This window comes from Pantoea sp. PNA 03-3, from assembly GCF_003201175.1.
GTDB lineage: Bacteria > Pseudomonadota > Gammaproteobacteria > Enterobacterales > Enterobacteriaceae > Pantoea > Pantoea stewartii.
This window is the reverse complement of record NZ_QICO01000004.1, coordinates 76,792-96,075: the sequence shown is the minus strand read 5'-3', so window position 1 is coordinate 96,075 and position 19,284 is coordinate 76,792. Positions and strand designations below refer to the sequence as shown.

Annotated in this window: 19 protein-coding genes; 13 read left to right on the top strand and 6 right to left on the bottom strand. The window is 55.4% G+C overall.

Going from position 1 to position 19,284, the window contains the following annotated elements:
* Positions 1 to 123 precede the first annotated feature (123 nt).
* Positions 124 to 1,272, top strand: a complete 1,149-nt coding sequence (gene mltA, locus C7433_RS13460; RefSeq protein WP_039338403.1) for a murein transglycosylase A — start codon at positions 124 to 126, stop codon at positions 1,270 to 1,272.
* Between the two features lie 49 nt (positions 1,273 to 1,321).
* Positions 1,322 to 2,122 carry a tRNA cyclic N6-threonylcarbamoyladenosine(37) synthase TcdA gene (gene tcdA / locus C7433_RS13455; protein WP_006120786.1) on the top strand — a complete coding sequence of 267 codons (801 nt, stop codon included), beginning with the start codon at positions 1,322 to 1,324 and terminating at the stop codon, positions 2,120 to 2,122.
* Between the two features lie 106 nt (positions 2,123 to 2,228).
* Here tcdA and csdE read toward each other — a convergent pair whose 3' ends face one another.
* Together csdE and csdA are read right to left on the bottom strand one after the other, a co-directional pair.
* Positions 2,229 to 2,678 (bottom strand): cysteine desulfurase sulfur acceptor subunit CsdE, encoded by a 450-nt coding sequence (gene csdE / locus C7433_RS13450; RefSeq protein WP_006120785.1) that lies wholly within the window; start codon positions 2,676 to 2,678, stop codon positions 2,229 to 2,231.
* A 2-nt stretch (positions 2,679 to 2,680) separates the two neighbouring features.
* On the bottom strand, positions 2,681 to 3,889 hold the full coding sequence (csdA, locus tag C7433_RS13445; protein ID WP_006120784.1) for a cysteine desulfurase CsdA: 1,209 nt from the start codon (positions 3,887 to 3,889) through the stop codon (positions 2,681 to 2,683).
* Between the two features lie 207 nt (positions 3,890 to 4,096).
* Here csdA and C7433_RS13440 point away from each other — a divergent pair, with 207 nt between their 5' ends.
* From C7433_RS13440 to rlmM, 4 genes are all read left to right on the top strand, one after another.
* Entirely contained in the window at positions 4,097 to 4,318 is a 222-nt protein-coding gene (locus tag C7433_RS13440) for a YgdI/YgdR family lipoprotein (RefSeq protein ID WP_006120783.1), read from the top strand.
* Between the two features lie 336 nt (positions 4,319 to 4,654).
* Positions 4,655 to 5,572, top strand: coding sequence for a transcriptional regulator GcvA (locus C7433_RS13435; RefSeq protein WP_006120782.1), 918 nt, complete (start codon positions 4,655 to 4,657; stop codon positions 5,570 to 5,572).
* 50 nt (positions 5,573 to 5,622) lie between these two features.
* The gene (locus tag C7433_RS13430; protein WP_014605150.1) at positions 5,623 to 6,018 is read left to right on the top strand and encodes a DUF423 domain-containing protein; all 396 of its coding nucleotides are present in this window, start codon (positions 5,623 to 5,625) and stop codon (positions 6,016 to 6,018) included.
* Entirely contained in the window at positions 6,011 to 7,111 is a 1,101-nt protein-coding gene (rlmM, locus tag C7433_RS13425; RefSeq protein ID WP_039338395.1) for a 23S rRNA (cytidine(2498)-2'-O)-methyltransferase RlmM, read from the top strand. Before C7433_RS13430 ends, rlmM begins: the two co-directional genes overlap by 8 nt.
* 39 nt (positions 7,112 to 7,150) lie before the next feature.
* On the opposite strand, the gene xni is transcribed toward rlmM, so the two are convergent.
* The 3 genes from xni to queF form a co-directional block, all read right to left on the bottom strand.
* Positions 7,151 to 7,909, bottom strand: a complete 759-nt coding sequence (gene xni, locus C7433_RS13420) for a flap endonuclease Xni (protein ID WP_006120779.1) — start codon at positions 7,907 to 7,909, stop codon at positions 7,151 to 7,153.
* 33 nt (positions 7,910 to 7,942) lie between these two features.
* Positions 7,943 to 9,307 (bottom strand): nucleotide 5'-monophosphate nucleosidase PpnN, encoded by a 1,365-nt coding sequence (gene ppnN / locus C7433_RS13415; RefSeq protein WP_006120778.1) that lies wholly within the window; start codon positions 9,305 to 9,307, stop codon positions 7,943 to 7,945.
* Positions 9,308 to 9,476: 169 nt separating this feature from the next.
* Complete coding sequence (gene queF, locus C7433_RS13410) at positions 9,477 to 10,322, bottom strand: NADPH-dependent 7-cyano-7-deazaguanine reductase QueF (RefSeq protein ID WP_033739575.1); 846 nt, start codon at positions 10,320 to 10,322, stop codon at positions 9,477 to 9,479.
* Positions 10,323 to 10,383: 61 nt separating this feature from the next.
* Between queF and syd the strand changes: the two genes are divergently transcribed.
* The 4 genes from syd to C7433_RS13390 all read left to right on the top strand — a co-directional run bounded on the left by syd (position 10,384) and on the right by C7433_RS13390 (position 13,077).
* Positions 10,384 to 10,932 (top strand): SecY-interacting protein, encoded by a 549-nt coding sequence (gene syd / locus C7433_RS13405; protein WP_006120776.1) that lies wholly within the window; start codon positions 10,384 to 10,386, stop codon positions 10,930 to 10,932.
* A gap of 577 nt (positions 10,933 to 11,509) precedes the next feature.
* A complete protein-coding gene (locus C7433_RS13400) occupies positions 11,510 to 11,839 on the top strand; it encodes a YqcC family protein (RefSeq protein WP_006120775.1) in 330 nt (109 codons plus the stop codon).
* A complete protein-coding gene (gene truC, locus C7433_RS13395) occupies positions 11,839 to 12,618 on the top strand; it encodes a tRNA pseudouridine(65) synthase TruC (protein WP_054633223.1) in 780 nt (259 codons plus the stop codon). Before C7433_RS13400 ends, truC begins: the two co-directional genes overlap by 1 nt.
* Before the next feature lie 12 nt (positions 12,619 to 12,630).
* Entirely contained in the window at positions 12,631 to 13,077 is a 447-nt protein-coding gene (locus C7433_RS13390) for a flavodoxin (protein WP_006120773.1), read from the top strand.
* Between the two features lie 86 nt (positions 13,078 to 13,163).
* On the opposite strand, the gene garD is transcribed toward C7433_RS13390, so the two are convergent.
* Positions 13,164 to 14,723: a galactarate dehydratase gene (gene garD / locus C7433_RS13385; RefSeq protein ID WP_110268347.1), complete on the bottom strand. Its 1,560-nt coding sequence runs from the start codon at positions 14,721 to 14,723 to the stop codon at positions 13,164 to 13,166.
* Positions 14,724 to 15,233: 510 nt separating this feature from the next.
* Here garD and C7433_RS13380 point away from each other — a divergent pair.
* Genes C7433_RS13380 through gudD form a run of 3 tightly spaced genes read left to right on the top strand, consistent with a single transcriptional unit; the run spans position 15,234 to position 19,275 of the window.
* The gene (locus C7433_RS13380) at positions 15,234 to 16,577 is read left to right on the top strand and encodes an MFS transporter (protein ID WP_054633225.1); all 1,344 of its coding nucleotides are present in this window, start codon (positions 15,234 to 15,236) and stop codon (positions 16,575 to 16,577) included.
* Between the two features lie 9 nt (positions 16,578 to 16,586).
* On the top strand, positions 16,587 to 17,933 hold the full coding sequence (locus C7433_RS13375) for an enolase C-terminal domain-like protein (RefSeq protein ID WP_110268346.1): 1,347 nt from the start codon (positions 16,587 to 16,589) through the stop codon (positions 17,931 to 17,933).
* Between the two features lie 10 nt (positions 17,934 to 17,943).
* On the top strand, positions 17,944 to 19,275 hold the full coding sequence (gene gudD, locus C7433_RS13370; protein WP_110268345.1) for a glucarate dehydratase: 1,332 nt from the start codon (positions 17,944 to 17,946) through the stop codon (positions 19,273 to 19,275).
* Positions 19,276 to 19,284 lie beyond the last annotated feature (9 nt).

Genomic DNA, 19,284 nt, shown 5'->3' with positions numbered 1-19,284 from the left:
TGAAGGATTCCACCAATTGGTGATTTATTGCACCGATATCCGTTATGACGAAAGAGGATGGATTTCATTCTGATGACGGCTTTGCTATCGTCGCGTGGCGAACACTTATAAAAAGAGATGAAGATGAAAGGACGTTGGGCGAAGTACGCACTTACTGGCGCATTTTTAGCGCTTCTGGCGGGCTGTAGTTCTAAGCCGACCGATCGGGGTCAACAATATAAAGACGGAAAACTTGATCAGCCCTTAGCGCTGGTGAATCAACCTAACGCCAAAGGCCGTCCGGTTAACGGCAGAGATTTTGGGCAACAGATTCAGCAAATCCAGGCGGCCGCTTCGGGTTTGTTTGGCCGTAACAACAGCACTTACAGTGCGGTTGAAAACTGGCTGATGGCGGGGGGCGATACACGACAGTTGCGCCAGTTTGGGTTAAATGCGTTTCAGATGGAAGGCACCGATAATTACGGTAACGTCCAGTTCACGGGCTACTACACGCCGGTCGTTCAGGCACGCTACACGCGACAGGGTGAGTTTCAGTACCCTATTTACCGCATGCCGCCGCGCAAACGCGGTCAGAAATTACCCAGCCGCGCATCGATATACAGTGGGGCGTTAGACGATCGCTACGTGATTGCCTGGAGTAACTCACTCATCGATAACTTTATTATGGATGTGCAGGGCAGCGGCTATGTCGATTTTGGTGACGGACGTCCGATGAGCTTTTTTGGTTATGGCGGCAAAAACGGCTGGGGTTATCATAGCATCGGTAAAGAGCTGATCGACCGGGGCGAGGTCAAGCGTGAAGACATGTCAATGCAGGCTATTCGCCAGTGGGCTGAGGAACATTCACCCGAGGAAGTGCGGGCGCTGCTAGAAACTAACCCTTCCTTTGTCTTTTTCAAACCCGAACCTTATGTGCCGGTACGTGGCGCGAGCGCGGTACCGCTGGTGGCGAAAGCCTCTGTGGCATCCGATCGTTCACTGATTCCTGCCGGAACGGTGCTGCTGGCGGAAGTGCCGCAGCTCAATGAAAAGGGCAAATTCAACGGGAAATATGAAATGCGGGTGATGGTGGCGCTGGATGTCGGCGGCGCGATCAAAGGCCAGCACTTCGATATCTATCAGGGCGTAGGGCCAGATGCTGCCCATCTGGCGGGGTTCTATAACCATTATGGTCGTGTGTGGGTGCTGAAATCAGCACCGGGAGCCGGTCAGCCGCTGTTCAGCAACGCGCAGAGCAACAACAACGGCAGCCTGCTGTTAGGCGCTAACTAAATTTTGAAGCGGCGGGCGATCGGGCCCGCGCTCAGTAACAGGTTCAACTATGAAAGTGTTAAACGATGCCTGGCACCAGCGATTTGGTGGCACGGCACGTCTTTATGGGCAGTCGGCGTTGCAGCATTTCGCTGATGCCCACTTCTGCGTGATTGGTATTGGCGGCGTGGGCTCCTGGGCTGCCGAGGCACTGGTAAGAACCGGCATCGGCAGGATTACCCTGATCGATATGGATGATGTCTGTATCACCAACACCAATCGTCAGATACATGCGATGAGCGGCAATGTGGGTAAAGCCAAAACGGACGTGATGGCCGAGCGTCTGCGCGCCATTAATCCTGACTGTGAGGTGATCTGTATTGATGACTTTATCACCCCGGAAAACACGGCGACGCTGCTGACTGCCGATATCGACTATGTGATTGACGCTATCGACAGTGTGCGACCCAAGGCGGCGCTAATTGCCTGGTGTCGACGCAATAAGATTCCCCTGATCACCACGGGCGGCGCAGGTGGGCAAATCGATCCCACGCAAATCCAGGTGACTGACTTAGCGAAGACCATCCAGGATCCCCTGGCGGCTAAATTACGCGAGCGGCTTAAACAGCTGGGCGTGGTAAAAAACAGCAAAGGCAAGCTGGGCATCGACTGCGTTTTCTCTACAGAGGCACTGGTTTATCCGCAGGCGGATGGCTCGGTTTGCGCCTCACGCAGCACAGCGGAAGGGCCGAAAAGAATGGATTGTGAATCCGGATTTGGCGCAGCCACGATGGTCACCGCCACCTTTGGCTTTGTCGCCGTTTCGCATGCCCTGAAGAAATTTCTGGCACGGGCCGCGCGCCAGGCGTAATGCTAATCTGCCGTGCAACGCGGTTGTACGGCTTTAGCCCGCGTTTGCCAGGCCGCCAGCCTGACCTGCTTAGCTAAACACTGGCCGACGACTGCGCCATGAGCGGTTAACCCAGCGCCCGTTGCGCATGCTGCTGGACGGCATCGGCCAGCGCTTTCAGGCCGCTACTGCGTGAGGCGCTAAGCTGCGCACGCAGGCCTAGCGATTCAAACAGATCCAGCGGATCGGCCGCCAGTAATTGCGCGGGCGTCTGGCCTTCAACAGCGGTGAGCAGCACGGCCAGCAAACCACGAACGATGCGACCTTCGCTGTCACCGTAAAAATGCAGGGAACCTTCTTCCCGGATCTGGCTGCCCAGCCAGACGCGATTCTCGCAACCACTCAGCTCACTGTCCGGTGTTTTTAATGCGTCAGGTAAGGCCGGTAACTGTCGGCCAAGTAAAATCAGCTGCCGGTAGCGATCCTCCCACTGCCGACAGTGAGAGAAGGTTTCTTTCAGATCCGCAGGCGTAATTTCAACACCGAACGGATGCGGGGCAAGCAGGGATGCGTGCATGATTAAAACTCCGATAACAACGCGACAGCGCTGTGCATAGCGCGCAGCAGCGCATCGACGTCCTGTAAATTATTATAGGGGGCAAACGATACGCGCAGCGTCCCCTCAACGCCCAGTGCCGCCATTAACGGTTGGGCACAATGTTGACCCGCACGTAAGGCGATCCCGTGCTCTGCCAGCAGTGTCACGATATCGCTGTGATGAATTCCCTGAATGTCGAAGGCCAGCAGGCTGGCCTGGCCACAACGGAAACTTCGAAAGCCCGGCAGTTCTGCAAGCTGTTCCTCGGCCAGACTGGCTAACTGCTGGCTCCAGATCTCCGCTTTAGACATATTATGCTGTTGCAGCCAGCTCAGCGCGGCACTCAGTCCGGTCACGCCCGCCACGTTTGGTGTACCGGCCTCAAAGCGCCAGGGCACCGGCTGGGGCGTAAAGCCGGTGAAGTCGACCTTCGTCAGCATCTTACCGCCGCCCTGCCAGGGGGCCATCTCTTCCAGCAATTCCGCTTTACCGTACAGCACACCGATGCCCATTGGGCCATAGAGCTTGTGGCCGGAAAAGGCATAGAAATCAATATCCAGCGCCTGTACATCCGGCGGGCAATGTACGACGCCCTGCGCGCCATCGACCATAACTTTTGCCCCTGCCGCATGGGCAAGAGCGATGGCCCGGGATAAATCGGGGCAGCCGCCTGTGACATTGGACATCTGACCCAGCGCAAGCAGACGCGTCCGGTGAGTGATCAGTGAGGGCAGCACGGCGATATCGGGCAGGCGATCCTCACCGATTGGCCATTTTACCACGCGCGCGCCCGTGGCCTGTGCGACCATGAGCCAGGGAACCAGATTGGCGTGGTGCTCGGCTTCGCTGACGAGGATTTCATCGCCGGGCTGTAAACGCGGGGCTAACCAGCTTTGCGCCACCAGGTTAATGGCTTCGGTGGTACCGCGCGTCCAGACAATCTGCCGGTCACTGGCGGCATTGAGCCACTGCGCCACCTGGCCCCGCGCCTGCTCATACTGCTCGGTTAACCGGCGAGCCGCTGCAAACTGGCTACGATGAACCGTACCGGCGCTCAGGCTGTAGAACTGCTGAGTCGCCTCGATTACCGCCTGCGGTTTTAGCGTGGTGGCGGCGCTGTCGAGATAAACACCCGCGTCGCTCAGGGCAGGAAACTGCTGCCGGAATGAAGAAGGATTAAAGGCACGCATACATAGCTCGTTGTTAATTATCAGACTCAGGCTGAAAGATGGATGTCTGTCTGGCAAAGCTGGAAAAGCGGGTTATGCTGAATATTGCAAGGTAAAAACTTCACCCGCATGGCGATACGACATTCTGATAGTCGATCCCACTTGACCATTTCTCGGGTCAGCGTAACGCGGGCGGTTTGGTGCAATCAATCTGCAAGGAGATAGAAGATGAAAAAACTCGCCGCAATGCTGGCCGTTTGTACAATGGCCTTTACCCTGGCTGCCTGTTCAAGCAACTACGTAATGCATACCAATGACGGACGCACTATCGTTGCTGAAGGTAAACCAAGAGTCGATACTGATACCGGTATGATTAGCTATAAAGATGCGAATGGCAATGAGCAGCAGATTAATCGTTCAGATGTGAAAGAAATGGTTGAGATGAAGTAATCCGCGCATAAAAAAAGCACCGCAATTTGCGGTGCTACTCAATATCACAATGGACAGACAGGGTAAATCTACAGGAAATAAAAAAGCTTGATCTGTAAAGGTCAGATCAAAATTGCAAACACAACATCACGACCACAAGCCAAAAGCTTTCAGAAAATCTGCGAACTCACTCACAAATCTAAAAACTTTTCGTTCCGGCTCAGGAAGTACCGCAACTATAGGTATTTGCTGGAGCTTCCTCAACGGACAATTTATAATGTCTCGGATTATAAATTCTAATACGTTAAGGCTTTGTATTAGTCCGCGTATTTTTTGCCAGGCTGGCTATGGATAACCATGTCAAAACGTCTTCCTCCCCTGAATGCACTGCGGGTATTTGATGCCGCAGCACGCCATTTAAGCTTCACCAAAGCCGCTGAAGAGCTGTTTGTGACTCAGGCTGCTGTCAGTCACCAGATCAAATCACTGGAAGATTTTCTGGGACTGAAGCTGTTCAGACGGCGAAACCGGTCGCTTTTACTCACCGAGGAAGGCCAAAGCTACTATCTGGATATCAAAGAAATTTTCTCTGCGCTCAACGAAGCGACGCGTAAACTGCAGGCACGCAGCGCCAAAGGGGCGTTGACGGTGAGTTTGCTGCCAAGCTTTGCGATTCAGTGGCTGGTCCCGCGTCTTTCCAGCTTTAATCTGGCTTATCCGGGAATTGACGTCCGCATTCAGGCGGTCGATCGGGATGAAGAGAAGCTGGCCGATGATGTGGATGTGGCCATTTTCTATGGCCGGGGAAACTGGCCAGGCCTGCGGGTCGAAAAACTCTATGCCGAATATTTGCTGCCGGTTTGTTCGCCGTCGCTGATGACGGGGGAAAATCCCCTGAAAACGCCCATGGATCTGGCTCGTTTTACATTGTTGCATGATGCTTCCCGCCGTGACTGGCAGGCGTATATCCGTCAGTCAGGCGTCCAGCATATCAATGTGCAACAGGGGCCCATTTTCAGCCACAGCGCGATGGTGCTGCAGGCGGCCATCCATGGGCAGGGCGTTGCCCTGGCCAATAACGTTATGGCGCAAAGCGAAATCGAAGCGGGACGGTTGATTTGTCCGTTTAATGACGTTTTAGTGAGCAAAAATGCTTTTTATCTGGTTTGTCATGACAGTCAGGCAGAACTGGGTAAAATAGCCGCCTTTCGACAGTGGATCCTCGCCAAAGCGGCTACCGAACAAGAAAAATTCCGCTTTCGTTATGATCAGTAACTTTTTTATTTTTTTGCAGGGACCTGCAAACGCACCTTGAGGATACATTCATGTCCAGACGTGCCATGTTTATTTTTGCGGCCATCAGTGGGTTTTTCCTGGTGGCATTTGGTGCTTTTGGTGCTCATGTGTTGAATAAAACGCTGGGAGCGACTGAAATGGCCTGGATTCATACCGGGCTGGAATACCAGGCTTATCATACGCTGGCTGTGCTGGGGCTGGGAGCGGCGATGCTTTATCGCTGTAATATCTGGTTCTACTGGAGCAGCGCCTCTATGGCACTGGGTACCGTATTATTCAGCGGCAGCCTCTATTCCCTGGCGCTGTCGCACTTAACGTTTTTTGTTTTTATCACGCCAGTTGGGGGGCTGTTCTTCCTCGTTGGCTGGCTATTGATGTTGATTGGCGCACTGCGTCTTAAAACCAAGGCAGAACGCCATGAATAAAGTTTTACTGTATTGCCGCGCTGGCTTTGAAAAAGAGTGTGCGGCGGAAATTAGTGCTAAAGCCGCCGAGCGCAATGTTTACGGCTTTCCTCGGGTTAAAGAGGATGCAGGTTATGTCCTGTTTGAGTGCTACCAGCAGCCCGATGCGGAGAGACTGATCCGCGAGTTGCCGTTTGAGCAGTTGATTTTTGCCCGTCAGATGCTGGTTGTTGGCGAACTGCTGCGGGATCTGCCCCAGGACGATCGTATTTCCCCCATCGTAGGCATGTTAAGCGGCGTGGTGGAAAAGGGCGGGGAACTGCGTGTTGAAGTGCCGGACACCAACGAAGCCAAAGAGCTCACCAGGTTCTGCCGCAAGTTTACCGTCCCGCTGCGCGCCAGCCTGCGTGAGAGCAAAATCCTGCTCAACTATGAAAGCCCAAAACGCCCGGTCGTGCATGTGTTCTTTATCGCCCCCGGCACCTGCTACGTCGGGTATTCACTGCCGGAGAACAGCTCACCCTTTTATATGGGCATTCCGCGTCTTAAGTTCCCGTCTGATGCGCCGAGTCGGTCCACGCTTAAGCTGGAAGAGGCCTTTCACGTTTTTGTTCCGGCCGATGAGTGGGATGAACGTCTGGCCAGTGGAATGTATGCCGTCGATTTGGGGGCCTGTCCAGGCGGCTGGACCTATCAACTGGTACAGCGCAGCATGATGGTTTACGCCGTGGATAACGGGCCGATGGCGCCCAGCCTGATGGAGACCGGCCAGGTTTTTCACGAGCGTGAAGACGGTTTCCGTTTCCGTCCGCCCCGCACCAACATCAGCTGGCTGGTCTGCGACATGGTGGAAAAGCCGGCTCGCGTGGCGAACCTGATGGCGGACTGGCTGGTCAACGGCTGGTGCCGCGAAGCCATATTTAACCTGAAACTGCCCATGAAGAAGCGCTACGAAGAAGTCACGCAGAATCTGGCCATGATCGAGCAGCGACTCAATGAAAATGGCGTTAACGCGCAGATTCGGGCACGTCAGCTTTATCACGATCGTGAAGAAGTGACAGTGCACATTCGTCGCATCTGGGCCGCTGTCGGTGGCCGCCGCGACGAGCGTTAACCCTGCTGACCGGGCGCGATTGTGCCCGGTCTGATATGATTAGCCGCCATGGTAACGCAGTAAATTCAGATTCCCTTCCAGCACCAAATCCTGTTTCAGCCGGGCCACGTCGCGGCTGATCAGCGCCATCTCCTGTCCGGCCTGTAACTTATTACGCCATTTGGTCGGCACCTGATCCAACTGCTGATACAGCGATTCCAGCGAACCAAACTGCTGTAGCAGTTCCCGGGCGCTTTTGGGGCCAATGCCTGCGATGCCGGGAATTTTACTGCTGCTGATGCCGCACAATCCCCAGTAGTCAGGCAGCAACGCGGGTGCAACGCCGAATTCGGCTTCAATAAAAGGCACATCCAGCCAGCGCTTTTGAAAATAGTCACGGATGCGAATCGTCGGTGCCAGTAACTGGCAGTAACCTTTGTCGGTTGAAACGATGGTCGCCTGATGACCTGCCTGCGCCATTTTGACCGCCAGCGTCGCCGCCAGATCGTCGGCTTCATCCTGGTCGGCTATCCAGCAACTGACGCCCGCGTTTCGAAAGGCGTCCTTCAGCGCGGGCATTTCGGCCTGCAAATCGTCGGGCATCGGTGGGCGTCCACTTTTATAGTCAGGCAACAACTGGTGCCGCCATCCCTGATGGCGGGCTTCACCATCAAACACCGCCACCACGTGCGTCGGCCGCGTGTGCCCCAGAAGCTGACGCAGCGCGCCTACGCAACTGTCGACGCAGGGCGAGCCTTGTACCGCATGCAGGCGACGAATTAAATTGAGGGCGTCAACAATGAGTAAGTGAAGAGACATAAGATATGGGCAGCCCGCAGGCTGCCTCCAGATTTACTTGATGATTTCGTAGCACGGAATATAGGCAGTGCCGGGCAGTTTCATACGTTGCTGCGCCACAAAGCCCTGTAGCAGTTCATCCATGCGGTGCATGATGTCGGCATCGCCGTGCAGTTTGTAAGGGCCTTTTTCGCGGATTTCGCGAATGCCCATCTCTTTGACGTTTCCTGCAACAATCCCAGAGAAGGCCCGGCGCAAATCCGCCGCCAGTTTTTCTGGAGCCTGGTTTGTGTAGAGATTGAGGTTGGCCATATTTTCATGCGTTGGCATAAACGGCACCTGCAGATCCTGAGCAATACGCATTGACCAGTTAAAACTGTAGGCGTCACCGGTTTCACGGCGATGCTCTTTCACCTGCGGCATGGCTTTTCTCATCAGGCGGGCAACTTCAGCAGCATCGTCAATGATGATCTGATAATGCTTACGTGCCTGCTCGCCGAGCGTGCTGACAATGAAGTCGTCCAGTACGCGGAAATAATCGGCGCTCTCTTTCGGGCCGGTCAGAATAAGCGGCAGAACCTGATGCGCGTTCTGTGGATTCATCAGAATGCCCAACAGATAGAGGAACTCCTCTGCGGTACCCACGCCGCCCGGGAAGATGATGATGCCGTGCGCGATGCGCACAAAGGCTTCCAGGCGCTTTTCGATATCCGGCATGATGATAAGTTCGTTCACCAGCGGATTCGGTGGCTCAGCCGCGATAATAGACGGCTCAGTTAACCCGATAAAGCGGCTGTCACGATAGCGCTGCTGGGCATGGCCCACGGCGGCACCTTTCATCGGCGCTTCCATCACGCCCGGTCCACAACCGGTACAAATGTTCAGCTCACGCAGCCCCAGTTGCGTGCCCACGTTGCGACAATACTGGTATTCCACCGCGTTGATCGAGTGGCCACCCCAGCAGACAACGGTATTGGGATATTCACCCACATGCAGGGCGCGGGCATTGCGCAAAATGGAAAACACCGTGTTGGTGATGGTGGCTGAGTCGTTGTCCTCTTCGCAGGGTAAACGCCCCGAGCTGGCGAGCTGGCCATTGACAAACAGGATGTCGCGCAAGACGGCAAACAGGTTGGCCTGGAGTGAACGGATGATACGACCGTCGACGAAGGCTTCTTCCGGGGGATTAATCAGTTCCAGCTTAACGCCGCGCTCACGGCGCAGTACGTTGATGTCGAAGTTCTCAAAACGCGACAGCAGTTCATGGCTGCTGTCAGTCTGACTGCCAGAGTTGAGTACGGCGAGCGAGCAGTTACGGAAAAGTTGATACAAATCGCTGCTGGCCGTGCGCTTCAGCATATCTACTTCCAGTTGGGAGAGCAGATCCATAGAGCCAAGAGGGCTGACATGTGTAATCAAATGAACTCCTTTGCACCCGCTGGGGTGATAACTGACACTGCAAATGCAGTGACCAAAATCCCTGGTTGGCAACCCGCAGGTTACCGCCCTGTCCAGAGTAGCCTTGTCGGCAAGGTTTGCTCAAGTGGAACCGTATGCGCGTTTAACAGTCTGAGAAAGGATTCGCAAACTATTGACGAACCAGACGAGAATGGCCCGGCGTAAAGGGCACATTACTGCGCCACGGATTGATATCCAGTCCACCCCGTCGCGTGTAACGTGCGTAGACGGTCAGCTGTGATGGCTGACAAAAGCGCATCAGGTCGTTGAAAATACGCTCCACGCACTGTTCATGAAACTCATTATGCTGACGAAATGAAACGATATAGCGCAGCAGAGCTTCACGATCGATGCGCGGGCCCTGATAGCGAATCATTACCGATCCCCAGTCAGGCTGATTGGTGATCAAACAGTTGGATTTAAGCAGATGGCTGACCAGCGTTTCTTGCACCTGTTCCTGACCGGCGGCGTCGATCAGATAATCGGCATTGAAGCCGTAATCTTCAATCTCGATGTCCTGCTCATCAATGCAGGTGCCCGCAAAGTGACCGACAGGCTGACCTTCGATCTCCTGTAAGCGAAACAGCGCCACACGGACATCGCCCTCGGCACAGGCGCGCAGGTCCTGCTCCAGCGTCTGGCGTACCTCGGCCCAGTCTGTAAATCGCGTCTGGTTAAAGCTGTTAAGGTAGAGCTTAAAACTCTTTGATTCGATAAGATTACGGCTCCGGGCATCAAGCTCGACTTCGCCCACGGCCACCTGGGGCACGCCTTTGCTGTTGAGCCATGAGAGTTCATAGAGCGTCCAGATATCACTGCCCGAGAACGGCAAATTATCGGGATAAAGGCCCAAAGGCTCGCGATTCATGCTGCGCGGCACGGCCTGTAATAAGCTGTTGTCATAGCGATCGTGATACGCTGTAGGCTTGCCCAGCGTCAGGTTGCTCAGTGCCGGGTCCGGCTGGTAAGAAGACATAACGGTTACCACTAGAGTCATCAAAGTGAGTAAGTGTAACCTATCAGAAGTGAGAATTTGAATGATGCAGCAAACCGCTGAAGCGTTAACGGATTTTACCACGCGCTACTGCCAGCACTGGCAGCAGAGCCGGGGCCATGCGCCAGCCAGTCGCGATCTTTATGGTATTCCTTCCCCCTGTTTGCTGGAAAACCGTGATGAGTGTGCGCTCTGGCAACCGCAACCCTTTACACTACCGCCCTCGCTGGAGGCGGTTGAGCGGGCGCTGGAGATTGCGCTGCAACCGCAGATTACGGCCTTTTATACGCACCAGTTCGCGGGGGACATGCAGGCCATGTGGCAGGACCACAGGCTAACGCTGCTCCAGGTCTGGAGTGAAACCGACTTTGTCCGGCTGCAGGAAAACCTGATCGGGCACCTCGTCATGCAGCGGCGCCTGAAGCAGAATCCAACACTGTTTATTGCCACCACTGCGTCAGAAGAGAACATTATTTCCCTGTGCAATCTGAGCGGTGACATCATCCTTGAAACGCCCGGTCAGAAGAAACGTATTACGCTGGCATCGGATATCTGTACTTTTCTTAATAATTTACAACCGCTTAGTGATTAATTGCAGAGATGTGCCGCTTCGCGTGTGAGAGATCTCTTACATGCCGTGTGAGAGATCGCCATATTAGCGAAACGGTGAAGTAGCGGCCGAGATGTAAAAATATTGTAAATCATTAACTTATTAGCACCGCTGTTCAATCTCTTGAACAGGATCGCGTTATATCGTGTTTTAACACCTTGTGCCCTGAGGCTTTTCTTAAGAGAATAGGTCTCGCTGACAGGACGTCATGGACAGCAGGAACCGTCAGGAAGACGGTGGCCAGGAGGCAGGAACGTAATACTGTTACGTCACAAGGAAGGCTTCAGGACGAAGCAGGACACTCAGGAATGAGTTAAGGGACACCTCCAGGATGGAGAATGAGAGCCCCTCGGACGAGGCGGTGGGCCAGGAGGCTAAGGAGTGATCAGGATGATTCGCGGAAGGACTACGCACGGGAAAAGTTGTCAAGGATGAGCAGGGAGCATTAACGTAGCAGGAGAGCTGCAAACGAACCGGGAGCACTGTTTAATACAGTGCTCCCTTTTTTTGTGCCTGCGGGTTATCCTTGCCGCCCCTTTTTATTCGTCAGAGGTGAGGCATGACGTCAGAACAGTTTATTATGCAACGGCTTGAACAGCTCGAAGCCGTCATGCGTGAGCACGATCTGTGGCAGGTGGACGCGCCAGACGAACAGGCTTTCGCAAGCCAGCAACCTTTTTTCCTCGACACGATGCAGCCGCTGGAATGGTTGCAGTGGGTCCTGATTCCACGGGTGCAGATGCTGATTCGTGCGGGCCAGGCATTGCCAAAAAATTTTGCGGTTGCCCCCTATTTTGAAATGGCGTTAACGCCGGTTCAGCCGGGGCGCACACTGTTGTTGCTGACCTTACAGCAGCTGGATGCATTGCTGCAGGATGACCCGGTCTGATGCTGGAAATCATTTATCAGGATGCGTGGCTGGTCGCGGTGAATAAGCCCGCAGGCTGGCTGGTGCACCGCAGTTGGCTTGATCGCCATGAAACCCGGTTTGTGATGCAGACGGTACGCGACCAGATAGGCCAGCATGTTTTCACGGCGCATCGGCTGGATCGCCCCACATCAGGCGTGCTGCTGATGGGGCTGTCCAGTGAGGCAGGCCGCCTGCTGTCCCAGCAGTTTGAGCATCACCACATGGAAAAGACCTACCATGCCATTGTGCGCGGCTGGCTTGAAGGCAGTGACAGGCTGGATTATCCGTTGGTGGAAGAGCTGGACAAGATCGCGGACAAATTTGTCAGCGAACCCCGTGCGCCGCAGCCGGCGGTGACCGATTACGCCGCACTGGCAACGGTAGAAATGCCGGTCGCCATCAGTCGCTATCCCACGGCACGTTACAGCCTGGTTGAGCTTAAACCGCAAACCGGGCGGAAACATCAACTCCGTCGGCACATGTCCCATTTGCGTCATCCCATCATCGGCGATTCGGCCCACGGGGATTTACGCCAGAATCGTGGTGCGGCTGCGCACTTTGGGGCCAGCCGTTTGATGCTGCATGCCAGCAGCTTATCCCTTAACCATCCTGTGACGGGCGAACCGCTGCTTATTCGTGCCGGGCTCGATCCTGTCTGGCAACGGGTGATGGAGCAGTTTGGCTGGCAGGCCTGTATTCCTGATGTGCCACGGGTTGAGTTTCTCGCAGGCTCAGGTCAGGATAGCGTTCCGGAATAAAGGGGAAAAGAAATGGCAAAGATTGGGATTTTTGTAGGCACCGTCTATGGGAACGCCTTACTGGTTGCAGAAGAAGCTGAGCCGTTGTTGCAGCAGCAGGGCCATGAGGTAACGATTTTCGAAGATCCGACACTGGCCGACTGGCAACACTATGCCAGTGATGTCGCCCTGATCATCACCTCGACCACCGGTCAGGGCGATTTTCCGGATACGATTTCCGGCCTGTTTCATGCTATGCAGGATAAGCTGGGCCATCAGCCCACGTTGCGTTATGGCGTGATAGCGTTGGGCGACAGCAGTTATGAAAATTTCTGCGGCGCAGGCAAGCGTTTTGATGCATTGCTGCAGGCGCACCAGGCGAAGCGGATCGGTGACGTGTTGCTCATCGACGCCACCGAAGATCCGGAGCCTGAGTCGGTAACGTCTCCCTGGGTTGAGCAGTGGGGTAAACAGCTCTGACTGTACAGGGTGGGGAAGACGGCACCCGCGTGGCTGACATGCGCGCCACGCGGGTGTCAGCACGGCCTGTCTGCATAAAAACGGCATCAGGTGATCGGTGCGGGATTAAAGACCGCCAGCTGATTGCGGATGCCCCAGCGGTCTGACCAGGTTTGTTTCCGGCCGCTGGCAATGTCCAGAATTAGTGTAAACAACCGCCAGCCAACCTGCTCGATGGTTTCTTCGCCCGTGGCAATCGTACCGGCGTTAATATCCATTAAATCATGCCAGCGTTCAGCCAATGCGGTACGGGTTGCCATTTTAATCACCGGAATCGCCGCCAGGCCGTAAGGTGTTCCCCTGCCTGTTGTAAAAACCTGTAAGGTGATGCCTGAGGCCAGCTGCTGCGTGCCGCAGACAAAATCGCTGGCGGGCGTGGCGGCAAAAATCAGCCCTCGTCGTGTTGGCCGTTGTCCCGGTGACAGCACTTCCATAATCGGGCTTCGGCCTGATTTGGCAATCGAGCCTAATGCTTTTTCCACCACGTTGGCCAGTCCGCCTTTCTTGTTGCCGGGCGAGGGATTGGCGCTGCGGTCCGTTTTGCCTTGATCGAGATAGCGATCATACCAGGCCATTTCCTCAATCAGTCGCTGGCCCACGGTCTGGTCAACCACGCGTGGCGTCAGCAAATGAATGGCATCCCGTACCTCCGTGACTTCAGAAAACATTACGGTGGCTCCGCAGCGTACCAGCAGATCAGCGGCGAAGCCGACGGCGGGATTCGCGGTCACGCCCGAAAACGCGTCGCTGCCGCCACACTGCATGCCAACCACCAGTTCAGAGGCCGGGCAGGTTTCGCGCTGGCGTTGATTAAGGCGGCTCAGGTGGCGCTCTGCGACCTGCAAAATCTCATCCACCATGGCACCGAAGCCCACCCGGCTCTCGTCCTGCAAACGCACAATATCCGCATCGTCCAGCGAGATGGGCTGTACGTCAGGCGTGCCGGTCAGCAGGCGTTCGGGTTGTAACTTTTCGCATCCCAGGCTGACCACCATGATTTCGCCGCCGAAATTGGCATTCAGGGCCAGATTATGAACGGTTCGGATCGGGATCACCGCCGCGGGGGCATTGATCGCCACGCCACAGCCATAAAGATGATTCAGCGCCACCACGCCATCAACGTTGGGATAGCGGGGCAGTAAATCACGCTCAATGATTTGCACCACATAATCCACCACACCCGCGACGCAGTGCACGCTGGTGGTGATCCCCAGCAGGTTACGGGTGCCCACGCTGCCGTCGGCATTGCGATAGCCCTCAAAGGTATAACCGTCCAGCGGCGGTAACGCCGGCGGCACATTATTCGCTAAAGGTAAATGCGCTAAGTCCGGGGCGTCCGGCAGAGCAATTAGCGATTCGTCGATCCAGCTCCCCTGGGCGATATCACGCATGGCCAGCCCAATCACCTCGCCATAGCGCAGTATGGGCTGCCCATCAGGAATAGCCTGCAGCGCCACCTTGTGTCCCTGGGGGATATGCTCGGTCAGAGTTAAGCCATCACGAAACGTGGTACCGGCAGGCAGTCCCTGGCTGTTAACCACAATGGCCACGTTATCGTTTTCATGAACTTTGATATAGAGCGGTTGTTCGTTTGACAGGGGGATCATCGCTCACCTTCTAGTGCGTCGCGCCTTATTTCTGTGGCGCATTCATTATAAGAAGTCAGATGTCACAGGTTCAGTATTTGCCACCGTCAGTATAAAGAGGGGTTCTCACCTGCACATTGTGCAATTGACCTACATTCAGCCTTCAGAGACGGCCGTTTTCATGTCTTTTTACCAAATCAAGTGAAGATTCTCACAAAGCCGGCGATCGTCGGGCGTAGGAGCTGGCTTTGGGTGAGGAATACCAAAATACGTGAAATGCGCCGCAGTGTTTTATGCAATAGCCCAAAAAAGCACGATTCCTTCTCCTTATTCCAGGGAGATATTCCAATGTCACCGTGAAACCCACTTCTTATACTGATTTCCGTTTCCCCGGTCAGGTTATATGTCACGCCGCGTGAGCAATTTGCCAATAAAAAAATCGCCGTGTTTAACCTACATCTCTCTGATACCCAACGCGATGTGTATGCAGTCAGAGCGAATGTCACTTTCGCTATTTTTCAGGAGTGCATCATGAGTAGTTTTCACCAGACGTCAGAGGCGGTCCAGAAACGGACAAATGCACGCTACTGGATTGTGGTCATGTTGTTTATTGTGACCTCATTCAACTACGGCGACCGGGCGACGTTATCCATCGCTGGCTCCGCGATGGCAAAGGATATTGGCCTCGATCCCGTGGGCATGGGTTACATCTTCTCGGCGTTTTCGTGGGCCTATGTTATTGGACAAATCCCCGGCGGCTGGCTGTTGGATCGCTTTGGGTCCAAACGCGTCTATTTCTGGAGCATCTTCCTCTGGTCGTTATTTACCTTGCTGCAAGGTTTCGTGGACCTGTTCAGTGGTTACACCATCGTGATGGCGCTGTTTATGTTGCGCTTTATGGTGGGGCTGGCAGAAGCACCTTCATTTCCGGGTAACAGCCGGATTGTGGCCGCCTGGTTTCCGGCTCAGGAGCGCGGTACCGCCGTGGCCATTTTCAATTCTGCCCAGTATTTTGCGACCGTGATTTTCGCACCCATCATGGGCTGGCTGACCTCCGCAGTCGGTTGGGCTCATGTCTTCTGGTTCATGGGGGGACTGGGCATCATCCTGAGCCTTATCTGGCTCAAAGTGATTCACGATCCCAGCGATCATCCTGGCGTTAATCAGGCGGAACGGGAATACATGGAGCAGGGCGGTGCACTGATCAACATGGATCAGAAAAGCGAAAAGCAAAACGTCAGCTTCCGTGACAAGCGGTTCCAGATCAAACAGCTGCTGCAGTCACGCATGATGATCGGTATCTATATTGGCCAGTACTGCATCAACGCACTGACCTATTTCTTTATCACCTGGTTTCCGGTTTATCTGGTTCAGGCGCGCGGAATGTCGATTCTTAAAGCCGGTTTTGTTGCCTCCGTACCGGCACTGTGCGGCTTTATTGGCGGCGTGCTGGGTGGCGTGATCTCCGACTGGCTGATGCGCAAAACCGGCTCCCTGAACATTGCCCGCAAAACGCCCATTGTGCTCGGGATGCTGCTCTCGACCTCTATGGTGATATGTAACTACGTTGAAACCGACTGGGTTGTGGTGCTGTTTATGGCGACGGCCTTTTTTGGCAAAGGCATTGGTGCGTTGGGCTGGGCGGTGATGGCCGATACCGCGCCGAAGGAGATCAGCGGTCTGAGCGGCGGCCTGTTCAATATGTTTGGTAATGCGTCCGGCATTATCACGCCTGTTGCGATTGGCTACATCATTGCCTCGACCGGATCGTATAACGGTGCGCTGGTATACGTGGGTATCCACGCCTTTGTCGCGGTACTCAGTTATCTGGTGCTGGTGGATAACATCAAGCGCATTGAGCTGAAAACCCGCTAAGGAGCCTGTATGAATACGCAATCCACGCCCGTTATCACCGCTATGCAGGTTGTGCCGGTGGCCGGTTACGACAGTATGCTGCTGAACATTGGGGGGGCACACAATGCCAGTTTTACCCGCAACATTGTAATACTGACGGACAGTGCGGGTCATACCGGGCTGGGTGAGGCACCGGGAGGCGAGACCATTTATCAGACCTTGCTGGATGCCGTACCGCAGGTGACAGGCCAGCAGGTCGCCTGCCTGAACCGGCTGATACAGCAGGTGCATCGGGGCAATCAGTCTGCGGATTTCGAGACTTTTGGCAAGGGCGCCTGGACGTTTGAACTGCGCGTAAATGCGGTTGCGGCGCTGGAGGCCGCGCTGCTGGATCTGCTGGGGCAATGTCTGGGCGTGCCGGTCGCCGAGCTGCTGGGGCCGGGTAAACAACGCGATGCGGTCACGGTGTTGGGTTACCTGTTCTATATCGGTGACCGGCGCAAAACCGATCTGCCTTACCTCACTGGTGAGAACGCGCAGCATGACTGGTATCGGCTGCGTCATCAGGAAGCCCTGAGCAGTGAGGCCATCGTCAGGCTGGCGGAAGCGGCTCAGGATAAATACGGATTTCACGATTTTAAACTCAAGGGCGGCGTGCTGCCGGGCGAACAGGAAATCGCGACCGCGCAGGCGTTGAAAAAACGCTTTCCCGCTGCGCGTATCACCGTTGATCCTAACGGCGCCTGGCGGCTGGACGAGGCGATCCGGCTGTGCAAAGGCATGCAGGATGTGCTGACCTATGCAGAAGATCCCTGTGGGGCGGAGCAGGGTTATTCCGGGCGTGAGGTGATGGCGGAGTTTCGGCGCGCGACGGGCCTGCCGGTCGCCACCAACATGATCGCCACCAACTGGCGCGAGATGCAGCATGCACTGATGCTCAACGCGATCGATATCCCGCTGGCCGATCCCCATTTCTGGACGCTGAGCGGTGCCGTGCGGGTCGCTCAGCTGTGCGATGAATGGGGACTCACCTGGGGCTGTCACTCCAATAACCACTTTGATATTTCCCTGGCCATGTTTACCCATGTCGGCGCTGCGGCACCCGGTAACCCCACCGCGATAGACACGCACTGGATCTGGCAGGAGGGCGACCAGCGCCTGACGAAAAACCCACTGCCGATTCAGCAGGGAAAAATTGCAGTGCCCACTGCACCGGGCCTGGGCATTGAACTGGACTGGGCGCAACTGCGGCGGGCAAACGAACGCTACAAATCACTGCCAGCGGGCGGACGTAATGACGCGACGGCCATGCAGTACCTGGTTCCCGGCTGGACATTTGACCGTAAACGCCCGGCTTTTGGCCGGGCCTCTGCTTAAGGGATAACAGATGAACACGACACCGAAGATCACCGCCATGCAGGTCATTCCGGTCGCCGGCTATGACAGTATGTTACTGAACCTGAGCGGCGCCCATTCACCTTTCTTTACCCGTAATATCGTCATCCTTGAAGATAATGCCGGCAATACGGGCCTGGGAGAAATCCCCGGCGGCGAAAAGATACGCCAGACGCTGGAAGAGGCTGCCGCGCAGGTGGTGGGTAAAACGGTGGGTGAATATAAAAATATCCTGAATCTGGTGCGCACGACGTTTGCCGATCGGGATGCCGGTGGGCGCGGTAATCAGACGTTTGACCTGCGCACCACCATTCACGTCGTCACCGGCATCGAAGCCGCGCTGCTGGATCTGCTGGGACAGCATCTGGGCGTGAATGTCGCCTCACTGCTAGGGGACGGGCAGCAGCGCGACAGCGTCGAGATGCTGGGTTACCTGTTTTACGTCGGCGACCGCCGAAAAACCACCTTGCCTTATCAGAATCAGGACAGCGAGACCTGTGACTGGTATCGCCTGCGTCATGAGGAAGCGCTCACGCCTGAGGCCGTGGTCAGGCTGGCCGAAGCGGCCTATGAAAAATACGGCTTTAACGACTTTAAACTGAAAGGCGGTGTGCTGAACGGCCATGATGAGGCGGAAGCGATCGCTGCGCTGGCGAAGCGTTTCCCCCAGGCGCGTATCACGATCGATCCCAACGGGGCCTGGTCGCTTGAGGAGGCCATCGCGCTGGGTAAACAGCTTAAAGGTGTGCTGGCCTATGCAGAGGATCCCTGTGGCGCAGAGCAGGGCTACTCCGGACGCGAAGTTATGGCCGAATTTCGGCGCGCCACCGGCCTGCCTACCGCCACCAATATGATCGCTACAGACTGGCGTCAGATGGGACACACCTTGTCTTTACAGTCAGTCGATATCCCGCTGGCCGATCCGCACTTCTGGACGATGCAGGGATCCGTGCGCGTGGCGCAAATGTGCCATGAATTTGGCCTGACGTGGGGTTCCCATTCCAACAACCATTTCGATATTTCCCTGGCGATGTTCACGCACGTTGCGGCCGCCGCACCGGGCAACATCACCGCCATTGATACGCACTGGATCTGGCAGGAGGGCAATCAACGGCTCACAAAAGCGCCTTTCCAGATTGAAGGTGGCAGGGTGGCAGTGCCACAGAAGCCGGGCCTGGGTATTGAGCTGGACAGGGAGCGGGTGATGCAGGCTAATGCGCTTTATCAAAAGCATGGCCTGGGTGCCCGTGATGATGCACAGGCCATGCAGTTTCTGATTCCGCAGTGGACGTTCGATCACAAGCGTCCGTGCCTGGTGCGTTAACGTTTTTGG

Excerpts from the sequence above, each read along its gene's own strand:
- mltA (WP_039338403.1), top strand. The coding sequence starts at position 124 with ATGAAAGGACGTTGGGCGAAGTACGCACTTACTGGCGCATTTTTAGCG.
- tcdA (WP_006120786.1), top strand. The coding sequence starts at position 1,322 with ATGAAAGTGTTAAACGATGCCTGGCACCAGCGATTTGGTGGCACGGCA.
- csdE (WP_006120785.1), bottom strand. The coding sequence starts at position 2,678 with ATGCACGCATCCCTGCTTGCCCCGCATCCGTTCGGTGTTGAAATTACG.
- csdA (WP_006120784.1), bottom strand. The coding sequence starts at position 3,889 with ATGCGTGCCTTTAATCCTTCTTCATTCCGGCAGCAGTTTCCTGCCCTG.
- C7433_RS13440 (WP_006120783.1), top strand. The coding sequence starts at position 4,097 with ATGAAAAAACTCGCCGCAATGCTGGCCGTTTGTACAATGGCCTTTACC.
- C7433_RS13435 (WP_006120782.1), top strand. The coding sequence starts at position 4,655 with ATGTCAAAACGTCTTCCTCCCCTGAATGCACTGCGGGTATTTGATGCC.
- C7433_RS13430 (WP_014605150.1), top strand. The coding sequence starts at position 5,623 with ATGTCCAGACGTGCCATGTTTATTTTTGCGGCCATCAGTGGGTTTTTC.
- rlmM (WP_039338395.1), top strand. The coding sequence starts at position 6,011 with ATGAATAAAGTTTTACTGTATTGCCGCGCTGGCTTTGAAAAAGAGTGT.
- xni (WP_006120779.1), bottom strand. The coding sequence starts at position 7,909 with ATGTCTCTTCACTTACTCATTGTTGACGCCCTCAATTTAATTCGTCGC.
- queF (WP_033739575.1), bottom strand. The coding sequence starts at position 10,322 with ATGTCTTCTTACCAGCCGGACCCGGCACTGAGCAACCTGACGCTGGGC.
- syd (WP_006120776.1), top strand. The coding sequence starts at position 10,384 with ATGATGCAGCAAACCGCTGAAGCGTTAACGGATTTTACCACGCGCTAC.
- C7433_RS13400 (WP_006120775.1), top strand. The coding sequence starts at position 11,510 with ATGACGTCAGAACAGTTTATTATGCAACGGCTTGAACAGCTCGAAGCC.
- truC (WP_054633223.1), top strand. The coding sequence starts at position 11,839 with ATGCTGGAAATCATTTATCAGGATGCGTGGCTGGTCGCGGTGAATAAG.
- C7433_RS13390 (WP_006120773.1), top strand. The coding sequence starts at position 12,631 with ATGGCAAAGATTGGGATTTTTGTAGGCACCGTCTATGGGAACGCCTTA.
- garD (WP_110268347.1), bottom strand. The coding sequence starts at position 14,723 with ATGATCCCCCTGTCAAACGAACAACCGCTCTATATCAAAGTTCATGAA.
- C7433_RS13380 (WP_054633225.1), top strand. The coding sequence starts at position 15,234 with ATGAGTAGTTTTCACCAGACGTCAGAGGCGGTCCAGAAACGGACAAAT.
- C7433_RS13375 (WP_110268346.1), top strand. The coding sequence starts at position 16,587 with ATGAATACGCAATCCACGCCCGTTATCACCGCTATGCAGGTTGTGCCG.
- gudD (WP_110268345.1), top strand. The coding sequence starts at position 17,944 with ATGAACACGACACCGAAGATCACCGCCATGCAGGTCATTCCGGTCGCC.